This window comes from Aquipuribacter hungaricus (genome assembly GCF_037860755.1).
Taxonomy (GTDB): domain Bacteria; phylum Actinomycetota; class Actinomycetes; order Actinomycetales; family JBBAYJ01; genus Aquipuribacter; species Aquipuribacter hungaricus.
On record NZ_JBBEOI010000133.1, the window covers coordinates 1 to 9,843 of the forward strand.

9 protein-coding genes and 1 pseudogene are annotated in these 9,843 nt (G+C 73.2%); 1 reads left to right on the forward strand and 9 read right to left on the reverse strand.

Going from position 1 to position 9,843, the window contains the following annotated elements; all coding sequences use genetic code 11:
- The 9 genes from WCS02_RS13295 to WCS02_RS13335 all read right to left on the reverse strand — a co-directional run.
- A partial coding sequence (locus WCS02_RS13295) for an NADH-quinone oxidoreductase subunit G (protein ID WP_340294014.1) occupies nt 1-1,581 on the reverse strand: 1,581 nt, incomplete at its 3' end.
- Nucleotides 1,578-2,909, reverse strand: coding sequence for an NADH-quinone oxidoreductase subunit NuoF (gene nuoF / locus WCS02_RS13300; RefSeq protein ID WP_340294015.1), 1,332 nt, complete (start codon nt 2,907-2,909; stop codon nt 1,578-1,580). The genes WCS02_RS13295 and nuoF, both read right to left, overlap by 4 nt.
- Complete coding sequence (gene nuoE / locus WCS02_RS13305) at nt 2,909-3,634, reverse strand: NADH-quinone oxidoreductase subunit NuoE (RefSeq protein WP_340294016.1); 726 nt, start codon at nt 3,632-3,634, stop codon at nt 2,909-2,911. The genes nuoF and nuoE overlap by 1 nt, the downstream gene beginning before the upstream one ends.
- Complete coding sequence (locus WCS02_RS13310) at nt 3,634-4,953, reverse strand: NADH-quinone oxidoreductase subunit D (protein ID WP_376984267.1); 1,320 nt, start codon at nt 4,951-4,953, stop codon at nt 3,634-3,636. Before WCS02_RS13310 ends, nuoE begins: the two co-directional genes overlap by 1 nt.
- A 137-nt stretch (nt 4,954-5,090) precedes the next feature.
- Nucleotides 5,091-6,125 carry an NADH-quinone oxidoreductase subunit C gene (locus WCS02_RS13315; RefSeq protein WP_376984264.1) on the reverse strand — a complete coding sequence of 345 codons (1,035 nt, stop codon included), beginning with the start codon at nt 6,123-6,125 and terminating at the stop codon, nt 5,091-5,093.
- Nucleotides 6,122-6,676, reverse strand: a complete 555-nt coding sequence (locus WCS02_RS13320) for a NuoB/complex I 20 kDa subunit family protein (RefSeq protein ID WP_340294017.1) — start codon at nt 6,674-6,676, stop codon at nt 6,122-6,124. The genes WCS02_RS13315 and WCS02_RS13320 overlap by 4 nt, the downstream gene beginning before the upstream one ends.
- A gap of 177 nt (nt 6,677-6,853) precedes the next feature.
- Nucleotides 6,854-7,213 carry an NADH-quinone oxidoreductase subunit A gene (locus WCS02_RS13325; protein WP_340294018.1) on the reverse strand — a complete coding sequence of 120 codons (360 nt, stop codon included), beginning with the start codon at nt 7,211-7,213 and terminating at the stop codon, nt 6,854-6,856.
- 76 nt (nt 7,214-7,289) lie between these two features.
- Entirely contained in the window at nt 7,290-8,621 is a 1,332-nt protein-coding gene (locus WCS02_RS13330) for a geranylgeranyl reductase family protein (RefSeq protein ID WP_340294019.1), read from the reverse strand.
- 159 nt (nt 8,622-8,780) lie between these two features.
- Entirely contained in the window at nt 8,781-9,512 is a 732-nt protein-coding gene (locus tag WCS02_RS13335) for a demethylmenaquinone methyltransferase (RefSeq protein ID WP_340294021.1), read from the reverse strand.
- Between the two features lie 119 nt (nt 9,513-9,631).
- Between WCS02_RS13335 and WCS02_RS13340 the strand changes: the two are divergent.
- Nucleotides 9,632-9,843: pseudogene (locus WCS02_RS13340) on the forward strand (isochorismate synthase); the annotation flags it as partial.

Genomic DNA, 9,843 nt, shown 5'->3' on the forward strand with positions numbered 1-9,843 from the left:
CGCGGCCGACAGCGCGCCGGGCGAGGTCGCCAGCCGCTCGCCGACGAGCAGGACGGCGCCCTCGCTCCTCAGCGCGGCGGAGATGGCCTCCGCCGCCGGGTGCGCCGCGGACGGCTGGGCGGCGGCGCGCAGCACGGCCGCCTCGTCGCCGGGCGGGGTGGGGACGAGCAGGCCGGACAGCTTCTCCAGGCCGCGGCTGGCCAGCGGTGCCACCGAGGTGACGCCGAGGCCCTTGCGGGCGGCCTTGCGCAGGCGCAGGAAGAGGATCGGCGACTCCTCCTCCGGCTCCAGGCCGACGAGCACGACCGCGGCGGCGCGCTCGAGGTCGCCGTAGGTGACGCCGATGCCGGTGCCGGCGACCTGGGAGGCGAGGAAGGCCTCCTCCTCCGCCGAGTGCGGGCGGGCGCGGAAGTCGACGTCGTTGCTGCCGAGCACCGTGCGGGCGAACTTGCCGTAGGCGTAGGAGTCCTCGACCGTGAGCCGGCCGCCGACGAGCGTGCCGACGCCGGCGCGGTCGCGGGCCGCGGCGAGGCCGCGGGCGGCCACGTCGAGGGCGTCGGGCCACGAGGTCTCGACGAGCTCGCCGGTCACCTCGTCGCGCACGAGCGGGACGTCGACGCGGTCGGGCAGCGTGGCGTAGGTGAACGCCCAGCGGCCCTTGTCGCAGTTCCACTCCTCGTTGACCGCGGGGTCCTCGCCGGCCAGGCGGCGCAGCACGACACCGCGGCGGTGGTCCGCGCGCACCGCGCAGCCGGAGCTGCAGTGCTCGCAGACGGTCGCGGAGCTGACCAGGTCGAACGGGCGGGCGCGGAAGCGGTAGGCGGCGCCGGTGAGCGCGCCGACCGGGCAGATCTGCACCGTGTTGCCCGAGAAGTACGACGCGAACGGCGCACCGGCCTCGTCGAGCTCGGCGGAGCCCTCGGTGAGCCCGCCGGTGTAGCCGAGCACCCGGGTGTCGAAGGTGCCGATCTGCTGGGAGGCGCCACGCTTCTGCAGGTCGATGAAGGTGTCGCCGGCGATCTCCTTGGAGAACCGGGTGCACCGCTGGCAGAGGATGCAGCGCTCGCGGTCCAGGAGCACCTGGGTCGAGATCTTGATGGGCTTGGCGAAGGTGCGCTTGGTGTCGACGAAGCGCGACTCGCCCCGGCCGTTGCTCATCGCCTGGTTCTGCAGCGGGCACTCGCCGCCCTTGTCGCAGATCGGGCAGTCGAGCGGGTGGTTGACCAGCAGCAGCTCCATGACGCCGTGCTGTGCCTTGTCCGCCACGGCGGACGTGCGCTGGGTCTCCACGACCATGCCGGGGCTGACCGTCATGGTGCAGCTGGCCTGCGGCTTGGGCATCTTCGTCAGCTGGCCGTCGCGGTTGGGCGTCGACACCTCGACGAGGCACTGCCGGCAGGCGCCGGCGGGCTCCAGGAGCGGGTGGTCGCAGAAGCGCGGGATGGCGATCCCGAGCTCCTCGGCGACACGGATGAGCAGGGCGCCCTTGGGAGCCTGCACCTCGATGCCGTCGATGGTCAGCGGGACGGTCTCGGTCGCCTCGACGGCCTGCGTCGTCTCGGTGCCCGTGGAGAGGCTCATGCCATACCTGCCGGCTCGGTCGCCGCGCCCGTGGCGGCGAAGACGGTGGAGGCCCGGTAGGGGAACAGCTCCCGGGCCGGGGTGCGGGTGCCCGCGACGAACTCCTCGCGGAAGTACTTCACGGCGCTCGTGATGGGGCTCGTGGCCCCGTCGCCCAGCGCGCAGAAGGAGCGCCCGAGGATGTTGTCGCAGGTGTCGAGGAGGGTGTCGATGTCCTCCTCGGTCCCCTTGCCGGCCTCGAGCCGGCGGAGGATCTGGACCATCCAGTACGTGCCCTCGCGGCAGGGGGTGCACTTGCCGCAGGACTCGTGGGCGTAGAACTCGGTCCAGCGCAGCACGGCGCGGACGACCGAGGTGGTCTGGTCGAACATCTGCAGCGCGCGGGTGCCGAGCATGGACCCGGCGGCCGCCGTGGACTCGAAGTCCAGCGGCACGTCCAGGTGCTCGGCGGTGAACAGCGGCGTCGAGGACCCGCCCGGGGTCCAGAACTTCAGGGTGCTGCCCTCGCGCATGCCCCCGGCCAGCTCGAGGAGCTGGCGCATGGTGATGCCCAGCGGCGCCTCGTACTGCCCGGGGTGCTTGACGTGGCCGGAGACCGAGAACAGGCCGTAGCCCTTGGACTTCTCGGTGCCCATGCCCGCGAACCACTCGGCGCCGTTGCGGACGATCGAGGGCACGCTGGCGATGGACTCGACGTTGTTGACCACGGTGGGCCGCGCGTAGAGCCCGGCGACGGCCGGGAACGGCGGCTTGAGGCGCGGCTGGCCGCGCCGGCCCTCGAGGGAGTCCAGCAGCGCCGTCTCCTCCCCGCAGATGTAGGCGCCCGCGCCGGCGTGGACGACGACGTCCAGGTCGAAGCCCGAGCCGAGGATGTCGTTGCCGATGTACCCGGCGGCCCTCGCGTCGGCGACGGCCTTGAGCAGGCGGCGGTAGACGTGCAGCTCCTCGCCGCGCAGGTACACGAACGCCCGGGCGGCCCCGATGGCGTAGGCGGAGATGATGACGCCCTCGATGAGGACGTGGGGGTTGGCGAGCATGAGCGGGGTGTCCTTGCACGTCCCCGGCTCGGACTCGTCGGCGTTGACCACGAGGTAGCGCGGCAGGCCGTCGTCCGGCGGCAGGAAGCCCCACTTCATGCCGGTGGGGAAGCCCGCGCCGCCGCGGCCGCGCAGCCCGGACGCCTTGACCGCGTCGACGAGCTCGGAGCGCGGCGTGCGCAGCGCCTGCCGCAGCGCCTGGTAGCCGTCGTGCTGCTCGTACGTCTTGAGGGTCCAGCTCTTGCGGGTGTCCCAGATCGCCGAGAGGACCGGCGTCAGCGTGTCGACCATCAGGTGCTCCCCGGGCTCGTGGTGGCGGTGCTGCTGTCGCCGTCGCTGCTGGGACGGCCGGTGCGGGCGGGCACGGCCGGGGCCGCCCACCCCTGCTGGCGGGCCAGGCGCAGGCCGGCGAGCGTCGCGGGGCCCGCGGCGGGGCCCTCGTCGGCACGGCCGTCCTCGAAGCCGGCGAGCACCCGGGACATCGCCCGGAAGTCGACGACCTCGTCGGCCCCGCGGGTCGGCCGCACGGCCTCCCCGGCGCGGAGCCGGTCGACGAGCCCGCACGTGGACTGCGGGGTCTGGTTGTCGAAGAACTCCCAGTTGACCATCACCACGGGGGCGTAGTCGCAGGCCGCGTTGCACTCGATGCGCTCGAGGGTGACCTTGCCGTCGTCGGTGGTCTCGTCGTGGCCGACGCCCGCGTGCTCGCTGACGGCCTCCCAGATCTCGTCCCCGCCCATGACGGCGCACAGGGTGTTGGTGCAGACCCCGACCGTGTACTCCCCGTTGGGGTGGCGCTTGTACTGCGTGTAGAAGGTCGCGACCGCGGACACCTCGGCGGTGGACAGGCCGAGGGTCTGCGCGCAGAAGGTCACCCCGTCGGGGCTGACGAAGCCGTCGACGGACTGCACGAGGTGCAGCATCGGCAGCAGGGCCGAGCGCTCCTGCGGGTACCGGGCGACGATGGCGGCCGCGTCGGTGCGCAGCTGCTCGAGGGTCTCGGGGCTGTAGGCCATCAGCGGTCGACGCCTCCCATGACGGGGTCGAGGGCGGCCACCGAGGCGACGACGTCGGCGACCTGGGCGCCCTCGCACATCACGGAGACACCCTGCAGGTTGGTGAAGGACGGGTCGCGGAAGTGCGCGCGGTACGGCTTGGTGCCGCCGTCGGAGACCAGGTGCGCCCCCAGCTCGCCGCGCGGGGACTCCACCGCGGTGTAGACCTGCCCGGCCGGGACCCGGAAGCCCTCGGTGACGAGCTTGAAGTGGTGGATCAGGGCCTCCATCGAGGTGCCCATGATCTGCCGGATGTGGTCGAGGGAGTTGCCCAGCCCGTCGCCGCCCAGCGCGAGCTGGGAGGGCCAGCGGACCTTGGGGTCGTCGACCATGACCGGGCCGTGGCCCAGCCGCTGGAGCTTCTCCATGCACTGCTCGACGATGTCGACCGACTGGTACATCTCGTCCAGGCGGATCCGCAGGCGGGAGTAGTTGTCGGCCTCGGTGCGCGTCACCACGTCGAAGTCGTAGGTCTCGTAGCCGCAGTACGGCTCGTCCTTGCGCAGGTCGGCGGGCAGGCCGGTCGAGCGCAGCACCGGTCCCGTGATGCCCAGGGCCAGGCAGCCGGCGAGGTTGAGGTAGCCGGTGCCGACCAGGCGCTGCTTGAGCGTCGGGTTCTGGGCGCTGAGGTTCTCCAGGTCGCGGATGCCGGCGCGGATGCTCGGCAGGAACTCGCGGATGGAGTCCAGCGCCCCCGGCGGGATGTCCTGCGCGACGCCGCCCGGGCGCACGAACGCGTGGTTCATCCGCAGGCCGGTGATCTCCTCGAGGATCTCCAGCGCCTTGTCCCGCTCGCGGAAACCGTCGGTCATCATCGTCGTGGAGCCCAGCTCCATGCCGCCGGTGGCCAGGGCCACGGCGTGGGAGCCGATCCGGTTGAGCTCCATGGTGAGCACGCGGAGCACGCTGGCCCGCTCGGGCACCTGCTCGGTGATGCCGAGCATCTTCTCGATGCCCAGGCAGTACGCCGTCTCGTTGAAGATCGGCGACAGGTAGTCCATGCGCGTGCAGAAGGTGACGCCCTGGGTCCAGGACCGCACCTCCATGTTCTTCTCGATGCCGGTGTGGAGGTAGCCGATGCCGGCGCGGGCCTCGGTGACCGTCTCGCCCTCGACCTCGAGGATGAGCCGGAGCACGCCGTGGGTCGACGGGTGCTGCGGGCCCATGTTGACGACGATCCGCTCCTCGCCCAGGCGCGCGGTGTCGACCACGTCGTCCCAGTCGCCGCCGCCGACGGTGACGACCGCGCCCTCGAGCACGTCGTTGTCGGCGTTGAGCACGCCGTAGGCGTCGTCGTGGGTGGAGCCGCCCGCGGGCGCCGGGGTGGCGTCGGCCGGGGAGGCGCTGGAGTCGACCGGGTTGCCCGCGCCGCGGGTGCCGCCGGTGCTGCTGCCCGTGCTGCTGCTCGTGGTGCTGCTCACGTGTACTGCCTCCGCACGTCGGGCGACGGGACGGTGGCGCCCTTGTACTCCACCGGGATGCCGCCGAGGGGGTAGTCCTTGCGCTGCGGGTGGCCCGGCCAGTCGTCGGGCATGTGGATCCGCGTGAGGGCCGGGTGGCCGTCGAACTGGATGCCGAAGAAGTCCCAGGTCTCGCGCTCGTGCCAGTCGTGCGTCGGGTAGACCGCCGTGGTCGAGGGGATGTGGGGGTCGGCGTCGGGGACGGAGACCTCCAAGCGCACCCGGCGGGAGTGGGTGATCGACTTCAGGTGGTAGACCGCGTGCAGCTCCCGGCCCGTGTCCTCCGGGTAGTGCACCCCGGAGACGCCGAGGCTGAGCTCGAAGCGCAGGTCGGGCTCGTCGCGCAGCCGCCGGCACACCTCGACGACGTGCTCGCGCCGGACGTGGAACGTGATCTCGCCGAAGCTGACGACGACCTTCTCGATCGCGCCGGCCGGGCTGTCGTAGCCCAGGCCGATCTCGGCCAGGCTGTCGCCGAGCAGGTCGGCGACCTCGTCGAACCAGCCGCCGTAGGGCCGCTGCGCGGGCAGGGCGACCGTCGAGGTCGACACCAGGCCCGAGTAGCCGGAGGTGTCCCCCGGGCCGGCGGGCGAGCCGAACATCCCGCGGCGCGTGGTGACCGGGGTCGCGGCGGCCGGGGTGCCGGCGGGCGTGAGGCCGCCCGAGGTGCCGGTGCGCTCGCCCGTCGTCACGTCCGTCGCCGTGGTGGCGTCGGCGTCCGTGCCCGTGGTGTGCACGCCCTTCGTCGCCTCGGTGACGGCGGGGTCGGCCGACACCTTGGTCGAGGGGTCGATGGCGTCGCCCGAGACGCCGGCGGGCGCGGTCGCGTCGGCCTGCTCCGCCTGGCGGCCGGCCTGGGCGCTGGGCCCGTCGGTCTCGCCGGCGCGCTGCCCGGTCCGGTCGACGTCGTCGTCGCCGGTCGGGGTGCCCGCGCCGGGGGTGTCGCTGGCCGGCGTCTTCTCCGGGCGCGTGCTGTCGGTCGGGTCGCTCACCGCAGCAGCCCCTTCATCTGGACCGTCGGGGTGGCGGCGAGCGCGCGCTCCTCGGCCTCGGCCTCGGCCGTGACCTTGTGCGCGCCCATCTTCTCGCCCTTGATCTGGTCGTGGAGCATGAGGATCGCGTCCAGCAGCATCTCCGGGCGCGGCGGGCAGCCGGGCAGGTAGACGTCGACGGGCACGATGTGGTCGACGCCCTGGACGATCGCGTAGTTGTTAAACATGCCGCCCGAGGACGCGCAGACGCCCATGGCGATGACCCACTTGGGGTTGGGCATCTGGTCGTAGACCTGGCGGACGACCGGGGCCATCTTCTGGCTCACCCGGCCGGCGACGATCATGAGGTCGGCCTGGCGGGGGCTCGCGGAGAACCGCTCCATGCCGAACCGGGCGATGTCGTACTTGGGTCCGCCCACGGCCATCATCTCGATGGCGCAGCAGGCCAGGCCGAACGTCGCCGGCCAGACGGACGACTTGCGGACGAGCCCGACGAGCTGCTCCACCTGTCCCAGCAGGATCCCTGCCGGGAGCTTCTCCTCGATACCCATGCTGTGCTCCTGTCGGTGCTGCGACTGCTGTGTCTGCTGCGTCGGGCGCTGGTGCCGGTGCGGCTGGTGCTGGTGCGCTTGGTCCTGGTGCGGCGGTGCGGGCCCGGTCCCGCGGCGTGCTGCCGGGTCGTGCTGAGGTGCGTGCTGCCGGTGGGGCGGGTCAGGCGGGGGGGACGGTCAGTCCCACTCGAGCCCGCCGCGGCGCCACACGTAGCCGTAGGCGACGAGGATCGCGCCGACGAACAGCAGCACCTGGACCAGCGCGAAGACGCCGAGCTGGTTGAAGGCGATGGCCCACGGGATGAGGAAGACGGTCTCGATGTCGAAGACGATGAAGAGCATGGCGATCAGGTAGAACTTCACGGGCACCCGCCCGCCGCCGGCCGCCTGGGGCGTCGGCTGGATGCCGCACTCGTAGGCCTCGAGCTTGGCGCGGTTGTACCGGGACGGGCCCGTGAGCGAGGTCGCGACGATGGAGAACGCGGCGAAGCCGGCGCCGATCGCCAGCATGATCACCAGCGGCAGATAGGGGCTCACGTCGCCACTCCTCGTCGTCGGGTCGTCGACAGCGAGGCATGTCCCCCGCGTGCGCGGGCAATCCTAGGGGTTGCCCTCACGCGATCCTCGCCGCCACCGGGGACAGCCGCTCCATCTGCTGGATGACCTTGTCGACGCTCGTGCCGCCCGTGTCCGCGTAGAGGTTGGCGAGCAGCTTGAGCACGAACTGCATGAGCAGCGGGCGCGGCAGGCCGTACCGGGTGGCGGTCTGCATGACCCACGGGTTGCCGATGAGCTTCACGAAGACGCGGCCCAGCGCGTAGTAGGACCCCATCTCCGCGTCGACAGCGGCCGCGTAGCCCTCGAGGGCCCGCTCGCGCTCGTGCCCGGGCAGGCCCAGCGCCCCCGCCACGACGCCGGCGGCGATGCGGGAGCTGGCCATGGCGTAGGCAATGCCCTCGCCGTTGAAGGGGTTGACCATGCCGCCCGCGTCACCGACGAGCACGAGGCCGCGGGTGTAGTGGGGGGTCCGGTTGAAGCCCATGGGCAGCGCGGCACCCTTGATGCCGCCCTGCTGGTTCTCCGGCGAGAAGCCCCAGTCCTCGGGCATGGTCGCCACCCAGCGCTGCAGCAGCTCCTTGTAGTCGACGTTGCCGAAGGCCGAGGAGCTGCTGAGGATGCCGAGCCCGACGTTGCTCGTGCCGTCGCCCACGCCGAACACCCAGCCGTAGCCGGGCAGGAGCGACGACTGCCCGGGCGGGCCGTCCCACAGCTCCAGCCAGGACTCGAGGTAGTCGTCGTGCGTGCGGGGCGACGTGTAGTACGTCCGGACCGCGACGCCGAGCGGCCGGTCGTCGCGCTTGAGCAGCCCCATGGCCAGGCTCAGGCGGGAGCTGTTGCCGTCCGCGGCGACGACGACCCGGGCGCGCACCGTGCCGGTGAGCCCGGTCTTGCGCCCCTTCGCGTCGTGGCGGGCCCAGGTGACGCCCGTGATGCGGCCGGCGCCGTCGAGCACGGGACCGGTGACCGAGGTCTGCTCGAACAGCTGGGCCCCGTCCTGCTGCGCGGTGCGGGCCAGGACCTCGTCGAGGTCGGCACGGGGGCGGACCAGCCCGTAGCTGGGCACGCCGGTGAGCTCGGGCCAGGGCAGCTCGAGCCGCTGGCCGCCGCCGACGATGCGCAGCCCCTTGTTGCGGATCCAGCCGTCGCTCTCCTCGTGCGGGACGCCGAGGGCGACGAGCTCCTTGACCCCGCGGGGAGTCAGGCCGTCGCCGCAGACCTTCTCGCGCGGGAAGGCGGTCTTCTCCAGGAGGACGACGTGCAGCCCGGCCCGGGCGAGGTAGGCCGCGGCGGTCGATCCTGCGGGGCCGGCGCCGACGACGACGACGTCCGCCTCGGCCGGGACGTCGTGCACCGGTGCGTCGGGCTGCTCGGTCAGGGTGCTCACGCGGACCTCCGGGGACGCGTGCACGACGGGGTTGTGCACGGCGTCACAAAGGGTACGACGCCAGGTGCCGGCTCCCGCGACCGGGAGGTTCGTCCCCCGCCGGACGGGGTACGGACGTCGGTCGCCCGGCGAGGGGGTCGTGGAGCTGGCGTCCGGCCCTCAGACCGGGCGGACCGCGCTGTGCAGCGCGACGATGCCCAGGCTCGCGTCGCGCCAGCTCACCTGGGTCCAGCCCGAGGCCCGCACCCGCTCGGCGAGCTGCTGCTGGTCCGGCCATGCCTGGATGGACTCCGCGAGGTAGTCGTAGGCGTCGCGGTTGGACGAGGCGACGCGGGCCACGGCGGGCAGCGCACGGAGCAGGTAGCTGTCGTAGACCCGCCGGAACGGCCGCCACGTGGGGTGGCTGAACTCGCAGACGACGAGCCGCCCGCCCGGGCGCACGACGCGCAGCATCTCGGCGAGGCCCGCGTCGGGGTCCACGACGTTGCGCAGGCCGAACGAGATGGTCACCGCGTCGAACGAGGCGTCGGCGAACGGCAGCCGGGTCGCGTCGCCGGCGAGGAAGGCCATGTCCGGGCGGCGCCGGCGGCCGACGGTCAGCATCCCGAGGGAGAAGTCGCAGGCCACCGCGTGCACGCCGGCGTCGGCGAACGGCTCGGTCGACGTGCCGGTGCCCGCGGCCAGGTCGAGCACGCGCTCGCCCGGCCGGGCGTCCACCTCGCGGGTGACCAGCGTGCGCCAGCGGCGGTCGGCGCCCAGCGAGGCCAGGGTGTTCGTCAGGTCGTACCGCTCGGCGACGCCGTCGAACATCGTCGACACCTCGTCGGGACGCTTGTCGAGCCGGGCGCGGACGCCGGTGTCGGTCCTGGCGGGGCTCACGCTGTCGGGCACGCCGCCATGGTCCCACGGTGCCGCCGGACGGGCCCGGGCGCCGGGCGGCCCCCGCCGTGGTGGCGGACCTCACGCGGTCCCCGGCGGTGGGGACCGCGCCCGCTGCCTACGCTGGTCCGGTGTCCGCCCCGGCGCCCGACCCCGTCGCGCCCGTCGCGCGACCGGCCCCGCGCCTGGTCGCCCGCACGGTCGAGATCGACGACCCCGGGCCGCTGCTGGGGCTGCTGCCGCCCGGCGCCGAGCCGTTCAGCTGGGTGCGCCGCGGCGAGGGCATCGTCGGCTGGGGCGAGGCCGCCCGGCTGCGGACCACGGGGCCCGGCCGCTTCCGCGA